We start from the raw sequence: 16,609 nt of genomic DNA, 5'->3' as shown, positions 1-16,609 counted from the left end.
AGCATCCAAGCGCATCCAAAGCTGACTGCTTCGAGTCGCAAGCGGCCGGGGGCCCCTCGGCTCAAGGGCTACTGCGGGGGCGGGCACCCGCGATTCTTCGTTAGCGGCCAGTTTTCCAGCTTAGTGAAATTCACCTCCGATGAGGTGAAACGGTGAAATCATGAGTGAAACGATCCTTCTGACGCGCTCTGCGTTCGCGGCGCGCCAGAACTGGTCGCCCAGCTACGTCACCAAGCTTGGCAAGGAAGGGAAGCTGGTCACCACGCCCGACGGCAAGCTGGTCGACGTCGATGCCACGCTCGCGAAAATCAAGCGCGGCGCCGACCCAGCCAAAGAAGCCGTCCGCGCCCGCCACGAGGCCGCCCGCATCGACCGCGACGTCTACAGCGCAAGAGACACAACGCCCGACGCCGACCCATCCCTCGGCCACGACTTCCAAGCCGCCCGCGCCGAACGCGAGTACTACCAGGCACAGCTAGCCCGCACCGAATACCAATGGGTCTCCGGCCTACTGGTCAGCCGCATTGCCGTAGAAGACGCCGCCGAAAAGATGGGCGCCAATCTGCGCGATCGCGTCATGGGCCTGCCGCGTCAGATCGCACCCGAGCTTGCCTCGATGACCGACCCATGGGCCGTCGAGCGTCACCTCGAAACCGCACTGCGCAAAGTGCTCGACGACATGATCGACCACGGCGCCGCAGTGCTTTCCGAATCCATCAACGATCCCGACCGCGGCAAGTTGGCCGACCTGTCACGCGCGGGAAAAGAGAGGTACGGCTCCATCGAGCCCATCGACACATCGTGAGCCATCCCGACGGAGCCGCACTGTTCGCCCGCGCCTTCCTGGCCGGCCTCAAGCCCGACCCCGAATTGTGGGTAGACCAGTGGTCCGAAGAATTCATGGTGATCCCCGACGAGTCGGGCGCCGCCGAAACCGGGCCATACCGCTCCGCGCGCACGCCGTACGCCGTCGAGCCCATGCAGTGCCTGTCGCCCGCGCACCCGTGTTTGCGCGTGGTCGCCATGGTTGCGTCGCAGTTGTTCAAGACGCAGATCGCGTTGAACTGGATCTCCGCGACCATCCACCGCGCCCCGGCAAACTTCCTCGCGCTGCAACCGACCCTCAGCCTCACACGCCGCTTTTCCGCCCGTGTGGCAAAGACACTTGAGGCGGTGCCGGTGCTCCGGGAGCGCGTCGCATCGGCCCGCTCGCGCGACGCCGCCAACACCGCCGAGCGCAAAGACTTCCGCAAAGGCACGCTGTTCATCAACACCGCCGGCTCCGCCGCCAACCTTGCAGAAGTCTCCGCGCGCTACGTGTACGGCGACGAGATCGACCGCTGGGTGCGTGACCTCAACAACGAGGGCGACCCCATCGGTATCGCCGAAAAGCGCGCCAGCACCTTCGGCCGCAACGCCAAGTTTTACTACTCGAGTTCGCCCACCATCGACGGCGCCTCGCGCATCGCGGAGCTCTACGCCCAGAGCGACCAGCGCCACTACTACGTGTCCTGCCCGCACTGCGGCCACGAGCACATCCTTGAATTCGAGCAGCTGCGCGCGAGCGACGATCTATCCGACGTCTACTGCGAGTGCCCCGCATGCTTCTACAAGATCCGCGAGCACGAGAAGCCCTCGCTCTTCAAGACCGGCCGCTGGATTGCACACGGGCAGGGCGATGGCGAAACAGTCGGCTTCCACCTGTCGACGATGTACGCGCCACTGGGCTGGGTGTCCTGGCGCGCGCTTGCCAAGGAACACCGCGAAGCCAAGCTGGCGATGGAAAAGGGCGATCCGGGCCTGATGCAGGTCTTCTACAACACGCGCCTCGCGCGCCTGTGGGACAACGCCCAGCAGCGCACCAACGCCGATGAACTGCGCGAGCGCGCCGAGGATTACCGCCTGCGCACCGTGCCCCCTGGCGCATTGCTGCTCACCGCAGCCGTCGACACCCAGGACGACCGCCTCGAACTGCTCATCATGGGTTGGGGCGAGGGCATGGAGCGCTGGACGATCGACCATCAAATTTTCATGGGCGACCCGGCCGACCCGGCGCTGTGGGCCACGCTGGACGAAGCCCTGCAGGCAACGTTCCTGCACGCCTCCGGGAAGGAAATGAACATCCGCGCCGTTGCCATCGACTCAGGTGGCAGCCACACGCAGGACGTCTATCACTTCACGCGCCTGCGGCAATGGCGGCACGTGCTGGCCGTCAAGGGCGCCAGCAAGCCGAACAAGCCGGTGATCGCGCAGCGGCCATCGCGCGTCGATGTCACATGGCAAGGCACTACCGAAGTCGACGGCGCCGAGCTCTGGATCGTCGGCACCGACACGGCCAAGGACTGGATCTACAACCGCTTCAAGCTCACCAGCGGCCCCGGCGCGTTGCACTTCTCGAATGACCTGCCGCTTGAGTTCTACAAGCAGCTCACGGCAGAGAAACAGATCGTGCGCTACGTGAAAGGCTTCCCGCGCACCGAGTGGGTCAAGGCACGCGGCGACCGCAACGAGATCCTCGACCTGAACGTCTACAACCTGGCCGTCGCGCATTACCTGGGCGTGCACAAGTATCAGGAGCCCGACTGGCGCCGGCTGCGTATGCACTTCGATCAAGGCAGCTTGTTTGCCGCGGCGCCCGTCAACGACGAAGCGCCACCACAACCCGCCGTATCACCGGCCGTGGAGCCGCCGCGCACCGCGCACACACGCCGTCGCGTGGCCGCATCGCGCTACCTCAAACGACGATAGAGAACCGCATGGCTTACACAAAGCAAGATCTCCAGCGCATCGAGCGTGCACTGGTGAAGGGCGAGCTCGAGGTTCAGTTTCAGGACCGGCGCGCCCGATATCGCTCGGTGGACGAAATGCTGCGCATCCGCAGCGAAATTGTCCGCAACCTCGAAGACGCCGCACCGTCATCGCGGGTGATCCGGCTGCGCTCGGCAGGGAAGGGGGTGACATGACCCGATTCCCTGCGCTGGGCCAGCTAGGTTTCGTCTTGCCGGCGGAGCGGGCGGTTCGGGCGCAGGCGTACGAGGCCGGCGGTACCACCGGCAGCCGGGGCCGCGCGTGGCGCACCTCGGGCGCAGGGCCCAACGCCTCTGTCACGCAGAACCTTGCAACCATCCGCACACGTGCACGCGCCGCCGTCCGCAATGACCCGTGGGCGAAGAAAGCGATTGCCGGGCTGGTGGCAAACGCCATCGGCACCGGCATCGTGCCGCATCCGCAGCATCCCGATCCCGAGGTGCGCCGAGCACTCAAAGAACTCTGGAGCGACTGGGTGCCCGAGGCTGATGCCGATGGCCTGCTTGATTTCTACGGCCTGCAGACCCTCGCCGCCCGCGCGTTGTTTGGTGACGGCGAGGTTTTGAACCGCACCCGGCCACGTAGGCCAGAGCGCGGCCTCTGCGTGCCGCTGCAGCTGCAGCTCTTCGAAGCTGACCACCTGCCAGCCAACCTGAATCAAATGCTGCCCAACGGCGGCGAGATCGTCTCGGGCGTCGAGTTCGACCGCGATGGCGATCGCGTTGCCTACCACCTGCACCGCCGGCACCCCGGCGAGGCAGGGCGCGCGGCCACGCAGGCAGGAACGGTGCGCGTGTCCGCCGCCGAGATCCAGCACGTATTCGAGCCAGTGCGGCCGGGTGCGGTGCGTGGATGCTCGGCGCTGGCAACGGTGCTTTTGCGCCTGCACACGCTCGACAGCTTCGACGACGCTGTGCTCGTCCGGCAGGAGGTGGCGAACCTGTTCGCAGGCTTCATTACCCGGCCGGCGCCCACCAGCGTGAAGCTGGATATGGTGACGGGCCAGCCAGCCCACTTCGATGGCGACGGCACAGTGCTCACATCGATGGAGCCCGGCTCCCTGCAGGAACTGCTCCCCGGCGAGGAAGTGCAGTTTGCCGAGCCACCCGGCGCCGGCACGGACTACGGCCCCTTCATGCGGCAGCAGCTCATGGCCGCTGCCGCCTCGGTTGGCCTGCCGTACGAAGTGCTCACCGGCGACCTGCGCGACGTCAGCGACCGCGCTTTGCGCGTGATCCTGGGCGAGTTCCGGCGCCAGCTCGAGCAGTTGCAGTGGAACGTCTTCATCCACCAGTACTGCCGCCCCGTGTGGGCCGCCTGGACAGACGCAGTAGCGCTGTCCGGCGTGCTGCCCATGCCCGACTACTACCGGAACCGGCGTCTCTATCAGCGCGTGCGCTGGGTGCCGCAGGGCTGGCCGTACATCAACCCGGTGCAAGACGTACAGGCCCAGCGCATCGCCATCCGCGCGGGGCTCGCCAGTCGCTCGGCCACGATCCTCGCGCAGGGCGAAGACCCGGAAACCACCGATGCCGAAAACGCCGCCGACAACGAACGCGCCGACAGGCTAGGCCTCGTCTTCGACTCGGACGCGCGCAGGCGCGACAGCGCCGGCAACGTGACCGACAACCAGGAACACACCAACGATGAAAGCTAAACAAAGGAAGTGGTACGACCTCAAGGCCGCGCGCAATGCCGCCGGCAAAACGGTCGCAGAACTGCGCATCTATGACGACATCGGCTTTTGGGGCACCACCGCCAAGGCATTCGTCAACGAGCTCGATGCCGTCGCCAAGGACGCAGATGAAGTCCTCGTGGCCGTCAACTCCGGCGGCGGCGATGTGTTCGACGGCTTCGCCATCTACAACGCACTGCGCCGTTACAGCGGCAAGGTCACGGCGCGCGTGGATGGGATCGCCGCCTCGGCCGCGTCACTCGTCGCCATGGCCGGTGACACCATCGTCATGCCCGAAAACGCCATGATGATGATCCACAACGCCTGGACCATCGCCGCCGGCGACGCCTCGGCATTGCGCAAGACGGCCGAGCTGCTCGACAAGACGCGCGATGGCATCGTCGCTGCTTACCGAAACAAGTGCGGCCTGGCCGACGACGAGATCGTCGCCATGATGGACGCAGAGACGTGGATGACCGCGAGCGAGGCCAAGGAACGCGGCTTCGCCGATCAGATCGAGGCGCCCGTCAAGCTGCAGGCGTCTGTGCGCACCGGAGAACTGCTTGCGCGCTTCGAACACACGCCCGAAGCGTTGCTGAAAGCGCTCGAAGCCCCGCCGGCGGAGCCGCCGAAAGCCGCTGCACCTGCAGCACCAGCCGCGCAAGCGGCAGCACCGGTCGCCACCACGCCGCCGCCAGATCCTGGCGCGCTCGCGCAACACGCTTTTGCAGCCTGCCGCGCCGCCGGCCTGCCGCAACTGGCTGAGGCTGTCGTGGCATCCAGCGCGCTCGCCAGCAACGAAGCCATCGACGCTGTGGTCGCCCGCGCCAAAGACATCGCCGGCCTGTGCACGGCGGCACACCTGCCTGAACTGACCGCGCAATTCGTTGCCGACGGGCTCAACGCCGAACAGGTTCGCGCCCGGCTGTACGACCGCGTCATGGCAGCCAGCACGACCGGGCTGTCGAACCGTCAGCCGCAGGCAGGTCAGGAAACGCCCGAGCGCAAGACCGGCCCGCACGGCCCCAGCATCTACAGCGCCCGCCGCAAGAAAACGCCTTCGGCTCTCGCCTGAAGCAACCCATTGGAGTCACCCAAATGCAGATCCAGACACAAGGCGTGCAAACCGCCGAATTCCTGCTGACCGAAGCGCCGGGCAGCCTCTCGCGCGAGCAGATCGCCGTGGCGGCGGGCGATGCGCTTCCGGCCGGCCAACTGCTCGAGCAGGACGCCGACGGCACCGGCTACGTCCCGTACGGCACCACCGAAGACGGCAAAGCCGCCGCCATCCTGTACGCACCGCTGCGCGCATCCGAAGCCGACCGCCGCGCCACCGCCATCGTGCGCCTCGCAGAGGTCGCCGAAGCCCGCTTGACTGGCCTCGACGCCAAAGCCCGCACCGACCTGCTCGCGGCCTTCATCGCCGTTCGCTAAGCACTCACCCGAATTCAGGAGAACCCCATGGCTGATATGGCCCTGTTCAATGACGACGCCTTTTCCATGACGGCGCTCACCGCCAGCATCAATGAGCTGGAGACGACGCCCTCGCGGCTGGCCGCTCTCGGCCTGTTCGAAGAAGAGGGCATGACCGTCACCACCGCACAGATCGAGCGCGACGGTGAACAGTTGCAGCTGGTCGCCTCGGCCGAGCGCGGCTCGCCCGGGCAAGTGGTTGTCGGCAGCAAGCGTCAGGTGATCCCGTTCAACGCCGTGCACCTGCCGGAAATCGCCACCATCAAGGCCGACGAAGTGCAAAACCTGCGCGCCTTCGGCGAAGAGTCCGAACTCGAAGCCTTGCAGACGGTGGTGAGCAAGCGCCTGCAGAAAATGCGCCGCCAGCTCGACGCCACCCACGAGTTCCACCGCATCGGGGCCATCAAGGGCCAGATCCTCGACTCGGACGGCCAATCCGTCCTAGTCGACCTGTTCGAGCGCTTCGGGCTGAAGCAACAGCAACTGCCCATCCTCATCGGCGACGTGCGCTCCTCCACGCTGGAACTGCTTGACATGGTGGAGGATTCGCTCGGTGCCACGCCGCACACCGGCGTGCGCGCCCTGTGCGGGCGCAACTTCTGGCGTCAGTTGATGACGTCCAAGGACATCCGGGAGACGTACCTGAACACCCAGATGGCCGCCTCGCTGCGTGGCGACCCGCGCGACACCTTCGATTTCGGCGGCGTCACGTGGGAGCGCTATCGCGGCCGCGTCGGCAACGTGGGCTACATCGGCGACGACGAAGCCTACGCCGTGCCGGAAGGCGTGCCCGAACTGTTCATCACCCGTTTCGCCCCGGCTGACTACATGGAGGCCGTCAACACCAACGGCCTGCCGTACTACGCCAAGCAGGAAGCCGGCAAGTTCGGCAAGGCCGTCGAGCTGGAAGCGCAGTCCAACCCGCTGCACCTGTGCACCCGCCCGCGTGCGGTGATCAAGCTGGCGGCCACAACGGGCAAGGCAGGCTGACATGACGTTTCGGGACCACGTGGCGCATCTCGACACGGCAGTTTTCGAGGCGCTCTCCGACGAGGTGCAAATCGACGGCAAGCCCGACCCGGTGATGGGCATGTTCTATTCACCGTGGCTGGACGTCGAAATCATGCGCGGCCAGCGCACGGGCTTGCGCGAGCCATTCGTGATCCTGCGCGATGCTGACGCCGCTGGCGTTCGGCAGCGCACGCGTGTGCAGGCGCTGGGCGATGTGTTCAGCGTCATGGAGCTGCAACCGGATGGCTCCGGCATGACCAAGCTCGTACTGAGGCCAGAGCCATGTCCGTCACGTTAAAGACCGAGCTCGACATTGCCGCAGCGCTCGCACCGCTCAGCCGTCTGGGCAAAGAAGCCATGCGCAACGCCTGGCGCCGCACGCTGAAGAAGAGCGCCAACTGGGTAAAAGGCCAGACGGCAAAGCAAGTCTCAGCCGAGATGCACATCGCACAAAAGCTGATACGGCAGCGCCTCTACTTTTTCTTGCACAGCGCAGACAAAGGCAAGGTTTGGCTTGGCCTCAACGCCATCGAGGCACACCGGCTCGGCAACCCGCGCCAAACGCGGCGCGGCGTGTCCGTCGGCCGGCATCGATTCGACAAGGCGTGGATCTACCGAAGCAAGCGCGGCGGCAAGAACGACGGCAAGGTGTACCGCCGCGTCGGCAAGGCGCGCATGCCCATCGAGGGCGTCAAGCTCGACTGGGCAGACAAGGGCGAAGCTGCATTCCGCAAAGCCGCGGCAGAGATCGAAGCGCGCCTCATGGTGTTACTGGAGCAGGAAGTGAAATACGAAATCCTCAAGGCAACCGGCCATGCTCGCTGATCTGCAGCAACTGTTTGACGCCGTTGAATCGCACCTGAAAGTGCAATTCCCCGACGTCGCCCTCATCGGCTGGGCACCTGAAATCGAAGAGCGCCTGCCGCTGCCGGCCATCCTCCTGTACGTCGGCGCGCTGCGCCCCGGTACCCACCCCGGCACCGGCCAGCCGCCCGTTGTCATGGTGGTAGAGGCGCGCGTTGTCGGAGATCCGACCGAGCCAAACGCAGAAGCCGCCATGTGGCAGCTCGCTGCGCGGCTCATCAAGGTATTGCACGATCAAACCTGGGGCTTGCCCGTCACCATGGCCGAGCTGGAGGCCGACGGCTTCCACCCAGACGGCATGCGGCCCGATCTCGACGGCTACAGCGTCATCGCTGCCGAGTGGCGGCACGAATTCGACCTCGGCCCGCCCGAATGGGCGTTTGAAGACACCAGCGGCACGACCGTCGATTTCGACATCCAACCGCGACACAGCGAGGCTGACCATGGGCTACGAAGCGGGTGAAGCAGACCGGCGCCTTGCCTGCATCGTGCAGGCCGGCGTCATTGCCCAGGTGGACCATGCTGCCGCACGTTGCACCGTCACCGTTGGGGACTGGACATCTGACTGGCTGCCGTGGTGGACGCGCGCCGGCGGCCGTGTGCGCGAATGGCGTCCGCCGTCGCCCAAAGAGCAGGCGCTGTTGATCTCGCCATCGGGCTGCCTTGAAGGTGGCTTTGTCCTGGCCGGCTTCTACACAGACCAGCACGGCGGCGCGAATGACGATTCGGCAGATGTTACGGCCGTCGATTATGAGGACGGCGCCCGCGAGCAGTACGACCATGCCGCGCACGAATACCGGCTCGCAGTTCCGGAAGGCGGACAAATCGTCCTGCAGGTTGGCGACACGTCTCTCACGCTGCGCAGCGACGGCGCCGAGCTGAAGGCGCCGCAACTGCGCGCCGACGTGCCGGCATCCACCTTCACGGGCAATGCGCTCGTGGAAAAGGCGCTTGCATTCATGGGCGGCTTGTCAGGGCAGGGCGCCGCCGGCGCCACCGCTGTCGCAATCCAAGGCGGCATCCAAGCCACAGACGATGTAGTGGCCGGGGATGTGTCCCTGCGCGGTCACTCGCACATGGAGCAGGGCGACGGCGCGGCGGTCGGAAAGCCGTTCTAGGTTCAGTAGTCCATTAATCGCAAGGCGGCCATGTGCCGCCTTTTTTCATTGGAGGCACCGTGGCCGTCGTCGGCATGAACAGACGTACGGGAGCGCTGCTCTCGGGCATGGACCACCTCCTGCAAAGCCTGACCGACATCCTCAGCACACGACGCGGCACGCGGCGCGAGCGCCCCGAATACGGCAGCGATCTCCCCGACAAGGTGGACTTGCCCAGCACGCGCGGCTGGGTTGCCGCCGCGCAGGCAGAAGCGGCGCGCGCCATCACCCGGTGGGAGCCGCGCCTGCGCCTCTCGCGCGTGCGGGTGGAGGGCATTGAAGACGGCAGGGTGGTCTGGCGTGTCGTCGGTATCTACAACGAGCGGGCCGTCGATCTCAAGGTGATGTCATGAGCGTAATCGACCTATCCGCGCTGCCACCGCCCGATGTTGTCGAGCCGCTCGACTTCGAGGCGTGCTACCAGCGGCTGCTCGCAACTTTCATGGGCCTGTGCCCCGAATGGTCGACCACCATGGAATCAGACCCCGTGGTCAAGCTGATCGAGCTGCTCGCGTACGTCGACGTGCAACAACGCGCGCACGTCAACGATTCCGCCCGCTCGACCATGCTCGGCTTCGCAGTCGGCGCGGATCTGGAACATCTGGCCGCCGGCCTCGATACGAAACGGCTCATTGCCGTGCCGGGCGACCCGGAAGCGTTTCCACCGGTCGCCCCGGTCATGGAATCGGAAGCCAGCCTGCGCACGCGCGCACAGGGCGCCTTCGAGCGGTTGTCAGTCGCCGGCCCACGCGCAGCGTATGAGCTTCATGCACGTGCCGCAGACGGTCGCGTGGCCGACGCAAGGGCCATGTCGCCGGCGCCGGCGGAAGTCATCGTGTCGGTACTCAGCAACGAAGGCGATGGCACAGCCTCAGACGAGCTCGTGGAGCGCGTGCGGCAGGCGCTTAGCGATGAAGACGTCCGCCCGCTGGCCGACCGGCTGACCGTGCGAGCGGCGCGCATCATCCCGTACCGGCTGCGCGTCGTGCTGTACCACTACCCCGGCCCGGAAGCCGAGCCCATGGTGGCGGCCGCGTGGGAGCGGCTCACCGCCTACGCGCAGGAGCAACGCCGCATCGGCCGAGACGTACGCCGCTCCGCCATCTTTGCCGCGGCACACGTTGCGGGCGTCCAGCGCGTGGAGGTTCCCGAGCCCGCCGAAGACATCATCGTCGACCTGACAGAGGCGTCTTACTGCACGGGCATCGATGTTGTTGTCGGGGGCGCGGATGAGTGACAAAACGCTGCTGCCCGCAAACGCAACGCCGCTCGAGCGCGCCCTGGCGCAAACCATCCTGACGCTGCTCGACACGCCCGTCCCGCTGAATCAGTTGTGGGATGCGGACACGTGCCCCGTGCGGCTGCTGCCCTACTTGGCAAGCGCACGCTCGGTAGACCGCTGGAATGCGAACTGGCCGGAAGAGGTCAAGCGCCGAGTCATCCGCGACGCGTTTGCCGTGCACCAGCGCAAGGGCACAGCCGGGGCGTTGCGGCGCGCGCTCGAACCGCTGGGCTATCGATTGACGATTCAGGAGTGGTGGCAGACGCAGCCACCCGGCCAGCGGGGCACGTTCTCGCTCGATGTCGGCATTGAAAACACGGGCGTCACAGAGGCCACCTACCAAGAGATCGAGCAGATCGTCGATGACGTTCGACCGCTCTCGCGCCACATCACCGGCTTGACCGTCAGCGCCGAGATTGCCGGGTACGTTGGCGCACACGCGGCCTGCTTCGATGGCGACACGGTGACGGTGTACCCGTACATGCCCGAGGTTGTTACCTCAGAAGGCCCCACCCATTCGGCGGTGGCCGCCCACGTTGTTGAAATTACTACGGTATCGAATGGCTAAGTATTTTGCGACTTTGACGGAGACGGGCGAAGCCAAGATGGCTCGCGCGCTGCTCTCCAATACGATGGTCCCGCTCACCGAGATGGCCGTGGGCGACGGCGGCATCGACGGCGGCTCGGACGCGGATGTGATGCCGAGCGCCGCGCAACGCGCCCTGGTGCGCGAACGCCTGCGCCGGCCCTTGAACCGCCTCGTTCGCGACGAGAAGAACGCAAGCATCGTGATTGCCGAGGTCTACCTGCCCGAAGAGGTGGGCGGATGGTGGTCGCGTGAGCTCGGGCTGTATGACGAAGACGGCGACCTGTTCGCGGTTGCCAACGTGCCGCCCAGCTACAAGCCAGTACTGGCAGAGGGTTCCGGGCGTGGTCAGTTCTTCCGGATGATGTTGATCCACAAGGCGGCCGGCAACATCGTTCTGAAGATCGATCCAGCCGTCGTTGTGGCAACGCGCGAGTATGTCGACGAGCAGGTGACCGCCGTTCGCATGGCCGTCACAGACGCAGAGAAGCGGTACGCGACAAAAGCGTCGGTCGCGGCGCTATCAGATCACGTCGACGCGGTGGGAAAAGTAGCTGCTGACGCTTTGCCGCGCTCGGGCGGCGTGGTCACTGGCATCGTTGACATCAGCGGCCCATCGAATGAGCTGCTTTTCACTGACACGGCCCAACCCATCACGGTAGGTCGCTTTCGTGTGGTCCCCAGCAACGGCAGCCTCATCATCGATCGCAATACGGCCGCCAAGGGTGATTTCTCAACGTATGTACGTGTCTGCGCAATCGATGGCAACGGCAACATGTCCACACCGGCCGGCATCGTGGCGGACTTAATCAAGACGCGGGGCGGGGTGAACCTGCCGCCCTACAACAACGACGGACGTGGGTTTCTCGAGTTCGGTGGGGACACAGTTATTTGGCGGCTGTTTATGGTTGGCCCGTCTGGAAACTTGGTGCTGAACAGCTACAACGCTGACGGCACCAACAGGCATCAGCCGTTCAACATCAACTACACAACGGGCCAGTGGACATTTGCCGTGCGTCCGAACTTCGCCGGACATGAGCCCTGGGATAGGGCGAACCTGCCAAATCCGCTGACGACGGATGGCGGCGGATTAATCGCAAATCAAGGCTTCAACTTTGGCGTTGGTTACGGCAGATACGCGCTGACCGTTTCGTCGAACGGCACAGATTCCATCGGCGGCGCCTTCGTTGAATGGAACAAGTCACGCTCCCCGGCGCTTCAGATCGATTGCCCGTGGAACCAAGCGGCCTACATGGGCATTCGGTGGACACAGTGGGGCACGCGGCACCTTGCGGCCATTGATTGCTATGCAGGCGGTGGCGATACAACCGTGGCCTATATCTCCATGCACGTTGACGGCCGGGCCAACGCATTCACCTTCAACGGACATGGGGACTTCGAGGCGCAAGGAGCAATCCGAGTCGGCAACGGTGGCGGCATTCTTGCCACCAACGGCAATCTCTACATGTCGTGGGCTGGGCAGTGGCTTTCCGAATACCTCTCAGGCCTGAGCGGTGGCAAAGCCAACTCGGGGGCGGTATGCCAATGGAACACCGACATCACCGAGTTTGGTGGCGTCTCCACCGGCTCAAGCTCCGGAGAGGCTGACCTGCCTGCTCCGTACGTACTGGTCGGCCTGCGCAACGGCTTCTACACGCACTACCTGCGCGCAGTTCAACTGCGCAACCAATGAGGACACAGCCCAATGCTTACCCACGATGAACTGATCTTCTGCCTGCAGCAGAAGTACCCCAATCTCTCTCATGGCGTCGATTTCTGGGTCGGCCAGAGCATGTGCCGCGACACCGGCAAGCAGACCGAAGCCGCCCGCATCATCGCGTGGCACGTAGACGACCAGCCCACCGACGAAGAGGTGGCCGCGCTGGTCGAGCAGTATCGTGACGCTGCCCGGCTGCATGTGTTGGGGCAACGCGCCCGCGAAGAGCGCGATCGCCGCCTTGAAGCAGCCGATGCCATGTTCTACAAGGCCATGGACACCGGCGACGCTAGCAAGGCGCAGCAGGTGGGCCAGTACCGGCAGGCCCTGCGAGAGGTGCCGGAGCTACCCGGTTTTCCGGCCGATTTCACGTGGCCCAGCATGCCGGACGCCGCCGCCGGCCTGCCGTAAGGGCCACTGACCGCACACCCAAACGAGCCCCGCCACCAAGCGGGGCTTTTTCATTTCTACATCCCATCGAGGAGCCGCATGGCATCTTCATTCTTCCACGGCATCACCACCACGATTGTCGACACCGGCCCGCGCCCGATCGCCGTGCCGTCGTCGTCCATCATCGGCCTGGTTGACACGTACACACCGGGCCCGGATCTCGTGCAGCCCGATGTGCCGGTGCAAATCACTAACCCGCGCGAGGCGGCGCAGGCCTTCGGCCAAAACAGCGCCATCACCCGCGCCATCAAGGCGATCCAAGAACGCACATCGGCCGTCATCGTTGCAACCGGCGTGGCCGAGTCCGACGATGCAGACGCGCTCACCTCCAGCGTCATCGGCGGCACAACGGGCGCCGGCATGCGCACGGGCCTGCAATCGCTGCTCGATGCCAAATCACGTTTCAACGTCCAACCACGCCTGCTGATCGCGCCGGGGTTCTCCGCACGCCAGCCGGTTGCGACTGCTGTGGATGCACTGGCGTCCAAGCTGCGCGCCATCGGCATCATCGACGGGCCGAACACCACCGACGAAGCCGCGCTCGCGTATGCGCGCAACTTCGGCTCCAAACGCCTGTACATGGTCGACCCCGGCGTGCGCACGTGGGACATCACCGCCAACGCAGAGGCCGACGCACCGGCATCCGCCTTTGTCGCAGGTCTGTTCGCCTACACCGATGCGCAATACGGCTACTGGGCGTCGCCGTCCAACAAGGAATTCGTCGGCATCACCGGCACCGGCCGGCCCATCGAGTTTCTCGACAACGATCCAGCCTGCCGCGCCAACCTGCTCAACGAGGCCCGCATCGCCACCATCATTCGTGACGGTGGCTATCGGCTGTGGGGCAACCGCACATTGTCGGCAGACCCGAAATGGTCGTTCGTCACGCGTGTGCGCACGCTCGACATCCTCATGGATGCTGCGCAGGCCGGCCACAAATGGGCGGTCGACCGTGGCATCACGAAAACGTACGTGCACGACGTCACCGAAGGTCTGCATGCGTTCATGCGCGACCAGCGCAACGCGGGCGCGCTCATCAATTTCGAGGTCTACGCAGACCCGGTGCTCAACACCGCCAGTCAGATCGAGCAGGGCCGCGTCGTGTGGAACGTGCGGTTCACCGATGTCATCCCCGCAGAAAACCCGATCTTCCGCTTCGAGGTCACCAACGAGTGGCTGACCGAAGTGCTCGACACCAAATAACGGAGGTGCACGTTGGTACCCGAGACACTCTACAACTTCAACCTGTTTGTTGATGGCACGAACCTCGCTGGCAAGGCGACGGAGGTCACGCCGCCCAAGCTGAAGATCAAGACCGAGGACTACCGCGCCGGCGGTATGGATGCAGCCGTCAAGCTCGACATGGGCATGGAGGCAATGGAAGCGTCGTTCTCGCTCGTCACGCTGTCCACTGCCGTGCTGAAGTTGTTCGGCCTGGCCGATCAAAACGCCTTCAACGGCACCTTCCGTGGCGCAGTGCGCGGCACGGACGGCAAGACGCGCAGCGTCGTTCTTGTTCTGCGCGGCATGCTCTACGAGGTCGACCCGGGCTCATGGAAGCCGGGCGCGATGTCCGAATCCAAGTACTCCGTCAGCGCCAATTTCTACAAGCTGGAGATCGACGGCCGCGTCTGGCACGAGATCGACGTGCTCGGCTGCAAACGCGTCATCGACGGCGTTGACCAACTCGCGGAAGTGCGCGCCGCCATCGGCATGTAAGAGCCCACAAGAGACACATCAAGATGCAAATCACAACCATCAAGCTGAAGTTTCCCGCCACCGCCAACGGCGTCAAGGTCAGTGCGCTCACGCTGCGCCAGCCCACCGTGCGCGACATGCGCGTCGCCGGCCAGCAGTCGGGCGGCGATGAAGAACTGCGCGAGATCCTGCTGTTCGCGTCCGTTGCAAGCGTCGGGCAGGACGACATCGAGGGCCTGACCTACGTGGATTACCAGCGCGTGCAGCGCGGCTACTTTCGGCTGCTGGCCGACCGCGAGGCTGCCGATGCCGGACCTGAAGCGGCTGGCCAAGCGCCTGCTGGCGATGGGCGTCAGCCCGTCTGACATTGATGCCATGACGGTCGACGACATGGTTTGGTGGTTGACCGACTGACGCAGCAACGCGCCGCAAACGCCACCAAGTAGCAGGAGCACGGATGGCAACAAAAGACATCGCCCTTGGCATCCTCATCGGCGGCGCGGTCAGCTCAACCCTGGGCCGTGCCGTCAACGAGGTTGGCACCAAGCTGGAGGCACTGAAGAAACGCGCCGGAGAGGCCCGCGTCTGGCAGAACACCATTGGCGAAACCCAGCGCCTGCAGCGCGAGTTCCGCGATCTGCACGCCGCCGGCGACCGCGCGGCAGACAAGGTGCGCATCAAAATAGAGCGCAACACCCGCGCGCTGCGCGATGCCGGGTTCGAGGTCGACCGGCTCGACCGATCGTACCAACGGCTGGGCCGCACCGCACGCGGGTTGGAATTGCGTGCGCGCGGTACCGAGCTGTTCGCCAGCGGCCGAGAGCGCCTGCGCAACACCATTGGCGACACCGGCAAGTTTGTCGCAGCAGCAGTGCCGACCGCCATTTCCGCGGGTTACGAGGCCATCATCCGCGACATCGCCATCAAGGCGGGTGCGGCGCGCACTGACAAAGAGCGCGAGATGAGCGGCGGCATTGCCACCTCCGCGCAGCAAAGCGGCATCGGCCGCAACGTGCTGGCCGATGCCGTCAACCAGATGGTGTCAGCGGGCATGGACGTTGACCGCGCCCTGTCGTTCGCGCCGCTGGTGGGCAAGTTCTCCGTCAGCCAAGGCGCAGACCCGAAAGAGACCGCGCGGATGATTCAGGCGCTCGAGCAGAACGCCAAGATTGCCGACCCCGCCAAGATGGCGCAGGCGCTGGAAACCATCGCGTTTCAGGGCAAGGAAGGTTCCTTCGAATCGAGCGACATGGCGCGCTGGTTCCCCGTGCTGCTGGCAGATATGCAGAAGCTGGGCATTGTCGGCAATTCATCTGTCGAGCAGCTCGGCGCGCTGCTGCAGGTGCAGATGAAAACCGCCGGCAGCGCAGATGAGGCCGCCAACAACACCAAGAACTGGTTCTCCAAAATCGGCAGCCGAGAGACGGCCAGCAACTACGCCAAGGCTGGCATCGACTATCAGGCCAAGATGCGCGAGGCCATCGGCAAGGGCTGGAGCACGATGGAAGCCTCGTTCGTGTTGGCCCGCGCGTACATCGAGCAGGCCGACCCCGAGAAAGCGCAGCAACTCGCCGCCGCGGCAAAGCAGTTCAATAACGAGTCCGACCCCGCCAAGCGCGAAGCGCAGATGCGTGCGTTTGAAGAGACCATGAAGACCGGCGATCTCTTCAACGACATGCAGGTCAAGGCCGCGCTGACGGCCTACATGCAGAACTCGGATCTGTATCAGCGCTTGAAGAAGGAGGGCGCCCAGGCCACCGGCGAGATCGAGAAAGACCTGGAAGACCGCCGCGCCAGCTCCAAACAGAAATGGGCCGAAGTCGGGCAGGCGTGGGATGAAGCCATGCGCCGCATTGGCGATGCGCTCAAGCCTGTGACTGATAGCGTT

20 protein-coding genes are annotated in these 16,609 nt (G+C 65.0%); all 20 read left to right on the top strand.

Annotated elements, in window-relative coordinates; all coding sequences use genetic code 11:
- Window positions 1-160: 160 nt before the first annotated feature.
- Entirely contained in the window at window positions 161-805 is a 645-nt protein-coding gene (locus ACCD03_RS16625; protein WP_413412326.1) for a hypothetical protein, read from the top strand.
- Window positions 802-2,748, top strand: a complete 1,947-nt coding sequence (locus tag ACCD03_RS16620; protein ID WP_413412325.1) for a phage terminase large subunit family protein — start codon at window positions 802-804, stop codon at window positions 2,746-2,748. Before ACCD03_RS16625 ends, ACCD03_RS16620 begins: the two co-directional genes overlap by 4 nt.
- Window positions 2,749-2,756: 8 nt before the next feature.
- The gene (locus ACCD03_RS16615) at window positions 2,757-2,963 is read left to right on the top strand and encodes a phage head-tail joining protein (protein WP_413412324.1); all 207 of its coding nucleotides are present in this window, start codon (window positions 2,757-2,759) and stop codon (window positions 2,961-2,963) included.
- Complete coding sequence (locus ACCD03_RS16610) at window positions 2,960-4,465, top strand: phage portal protein (RefSeq protein ID WP_413412323.1); 1,506 nt, start codon at window positions 2,960-2,962, stop codon at window positions 4,463-4,465. The genes ACCD03_RS16615 and ACCD03_RS16610 overlap by 4 nt, the downstream gene beginning before the upstream one ends.
- Window positions 4,455-5,558 carry a head maturation protease, ClpP-related gene (locus ACCD03_RS16605; protein ID WP_413412322.1) on the top strand — a complete coding sequence of 368 codons (1,104 nt, stop codon included), beginning with the start codon at window positions 4,455-4,457 and terminating at the stop codon, window positions 5,556-5,558. The genes ACCD03_RS16610 and ACCD03_RS16605 overlap by 11 nt, the downstream gene beginning before the upstream one ends.
- Window positions 5,559-5,581: 23 nt before the next feature.
- Entirely contained in the window at window positions 5,582-5,917 is a 336-nt protein-coding gene (locus ACCD03_RS16600) for a head decoration protein (protein WP_413412321.1), read from the top strand.
- Between the two features lie 27 nt (window positions 5,918-5,944).
- Window positions 5,945-6,946: a major capsid protein gene (locus ACCD03_RS16595; protein WP_413412320.1), complete on the top strand. Its 1,002-nt coding sequence runs from the start codon at window positions 5,945-5,947 to the stop codon at window positions 6,944-6,946.
- 1 nt (window position 6,947) lies between these two features.
- Entirely contained in the window at window positions 6,948-7,265 is a 318-nt protein-coding gene (locus tag ACCD03_RS16590) for a hypothetical protein (protein ID WP_413412319.1), read from the top strand.
- Window positions 7,250-7,792, top strand: coding sequence for a phage tail protein (locus ACCD03_RS16585; protein ID WP_413412318.1), 543 nt, complete (start codon window positions 7,250-7,252; stop codon window positions 7,790-7,792). The genes ACCD03_RS16590 and ACCD03_RS16585 overlap by 16 nt, the downstream gene beginning before the upstream one ends.
- Window positions 7,782-8,294 (top strand): hypothetical protein, encoded by a 513-nt coding sequence (locus ACCD03_RS16580; RefSeq protein WP_413412317.1) that lies wholly within the window; start codon window positions 7,782-7,784, stop codon window positions 8,292-8,294. The genes ACCD03_RS16585 and ACCD03_RS16580 overlap by 11 nt, the downstream gene beginning before the upstream one ends.
- Window positions 8,275-8,949 carry a phage baseplate assembly protein V gene (locus ACCD03_RS16575; RefSeq protein WP_413412316.1) on the top strand — a complete coding sequence of 225 codons (675 nt, stop codon included), beginning with the start codon at window positions 8,275-8,277 and terminating at the stop codon, window positions 8,947-8,949. The genes ACCD03_RS16580 and ACCD03_RS16575 overlap by 20 nt, the downstream gene beginning before the upstream one ends.
- Window positions 8,950-9,023: 74 nt before the next feature.
- Entirely contained in the window at window positions 9,024-9,341 is a 318-nt protein-coding gene (locus ACCD03_RS16570; RefSeq protein WP_413412315.1) for a GPW/gp25 family protein, read from the top strand.
- Entirely contained in the window at window positions 9,338-10,225 is an 888-nt protein-coding gene (locus tag ACCD03_RS16565) for a baseplate J/gp47 family protein (RefSeq protein ID WP_413412314.1), read from the top strand. Before ACCD03_RS16570 ends, ACCD03_RS16565 begins: the two co-directional genes overlap by 4 nt.
- Window positions 10,218-10,838 (top strand): phage tail protein I, encoded by a 621-nt coding sequence (locus ACCD03_RS16560; protein WP_413412313.1) that lies wholly within the window; start codon window positions 10,218-10,220, stop codon window positions 10,836-10,838. The genes ACCD03_RS16565 and ACCD03_RS16560 overlap by 8 nt, the downstream gene beginning before the upstream one ends.
- A complete protein-coding gene (locus ACCD03_RS16555; protein WP_413412312.1) occupies window positions 10,831-12,549 on the top strand; it encodes a phage tail protein in 1,719 nt (572 codons plus the stop codon). The genes ACCD03_RS16560 and ACCD03_RS16555 overlap by 8 nt, the downstream gene beginning before the upstream one ends.
- Before the next feature lie 12 nt (window positions 12,550-12,561).
- Window positions 12,562-12,984 (top strand): phage tail assembly chaperone, encoded by a 423-nt coding sequence (locus ACCD03_RS16550; RefSeq protein WP_413412311.1) that lies wholly within the window; start codon window positions 12,562-12,564, stop codon window positions 12,982-12,984.
- A 78-nt stretch (window positions 12,985-13,062) separates the two neighbouring features.
- Window positions 13,063-14,226, top strand: coding sequence for a phage tail sheath subtilisin-like domain-containing protein (locus tag ACCD03_RS16545; RefSeq protein ID WP_413412310.1), 1,164 nt, complete (start codon window positions 13,063-13,065; stop codon window positions 14,224-14,226).
- Window positions 14,227-14,238: 12 nt separating this feature from the next.
- Window positions 14,239-14,742: a phage major tail tube protein gene (locus ACCD03_RS16540; protein WP_325651269.1), complete on the top strand. Its 504-nt coding sequence runs from the start codon at window positions 14,239-14,241 to the stop codon at window positions 14,740-14,742.
- Window positions 14,743-14,765: 23 nt separating this feature from the next.
- On the top strand, window positions 14,766-15,086 hold the full coding sequence (locus ACCD03_RS16535; protein WP_413412309.1) for a phage tail assembly protein: 321 nt from the start codon (window positions 14,766-14,768) through the stop codon (window positions 15,084-15,086).
- 92 nt (window positions 15,087-15,178) lie between these two features.
- A partial coding sequence (locus tag ACCD03_RS16530; protein ID WP_413412308.1) for a phage tail tape measure protein occupies window positions 15,179-16,609 on the top strand: 1,431 nt, incomplete at its 3' end.

The sequence above is a fragment of the Ralstonia sp. Ralssp135 genome, from assembly GCF_047304345.1.
Lineage (GTDB): Bacteria > Pseudomonadota > Gammaproteobacteria > Burkholderiales > Burkholderiaceae > Ralstonia > Ralstonia chuxiongensis.
The sequence above is the reverse complement of the archived record's forward strand: the minus strand, read 5'-3'. Positions and strand labels throughout refer to the sequence as shown.

Bases quoted from the DNA above. Each gene is read 5' to 3' on its own strand.
- ACCD03_RS16565 (WP_413412314.1), top strand. From the start codon at position 9,338: ATGAGCGTAATCGACCTATCCGCGCTGCCACCGCCCGATGTTGTCGAG.
- ACCD03_RS16575 (WP_413412316.1), top strand. From the start codon at position 8,275: ATGGGCTACGAAGCGGGTGAAGCAGACCGGCGCCTTGCCTGCATCGTG.
- ACCD03_RS16595 (WP_413412320.1), top strand. From the start codon at position 5,945: ATGGCTGATATGGCCCTGTTCAATGACGACGCCTTTTCCATGACGGCG.
- ACCD03_RS16585 (WP_413412318.1), top strand. From the start codon at position 7,250: ATGTCCGTCACGTTAAAGACCGAGCTCGACATTGCCGCAGCGCTCGCA.
- ACCD03_RS16615 (WP_413412324.1), top strand. From the start codon at position 2,757: ATGGCTTACACAAAGCAAGATCTCCAGCGCATCGAGCGTGCACTGGTG.
- ACCD03_RS16605 (WP_413412322.1), top strand. From the start codon at position 4,455: ATGAAAGCTAAACAAAGGAAGTGGTACGACCTCAAGGCCGCGCGCAAT.
- ACCD03_RS16590 (WP_413412319.1), top strand. From the start codon at position 6,948: ATGACGTTTCGGGACCACGTGGCGCATCTCGACACGGCAGTTTTCGAG.
- ACCD03_RS16555 (WP_413412312.1), top strand. From the start codon at position 10,831: ATGGCTAAGTATTTTGCGACTTTGACGGAGACGGGCGAAGCCAAGATG.
- ACCD03_RS16535 (WP_413412309.1), top strand. From the start codon at position 14,766: ATGCAAATCACAACCATCAAGCTGAAGTTTCCCGCCACCGCCAACGGC.
- ACCD03_RS16580 (WP_413412317.1), top strand. From the start codon at position 7,782: ATGCTCGCTGATCTGCAGCAACTGTTTGACGCCGTTGAATCGCACCTG.
- ACCD03_RS16560 (WP_413412313.1), top strand. From the start codon at position 10,218: ATGAGTGACAAAACGCTGCTGCCCGCAAACGCAACGCCGCTCGAGCGC.
- ACCD03_RS16625 (WP_413412326.1), top strand. From the start codon at position 161: ATGAGTGAAACGATCCTTCTGACGCGCTCTGCGTTCGCGGCGCGCCAG.
- ACCD03_RS16610 (WP_413412323.1), top strand. From the start codon at position 2,960: ATGACCCGATTCCCTGCGCTGGGCCAGCTAGGTTTCGTCTTGCCGGCG.
- ACCD03_RS16545 (WP_413412310.1), top strand. From the start codon at position 13,063: ATGGCATCTTCATTCTTCCACGGCATCACCACCACGATTGTCGACACC.
- ACCD03_RS16550 (WP_413412311.1), top strand. From the start codon at position 12,562: ATGCTTACCCACGATGAACTGATCTTCTGCCTGCAGCAGAAGTACCCC.
- ACCD03_RS16600 (WP_413412321.1), top strand. From the start codon at position 5,582: ATGCAGATCCAGACACAAGGCGTGCAAACCGCCGAATTCCTGCTGACC.
- ACCD03_RS16570 (WP_413412315.1), top strand. From the start codon at position 9,024: ATGAACAGACGTACGGGAGCGCTGCTCTCGGGCATGGACCACCTCCTG.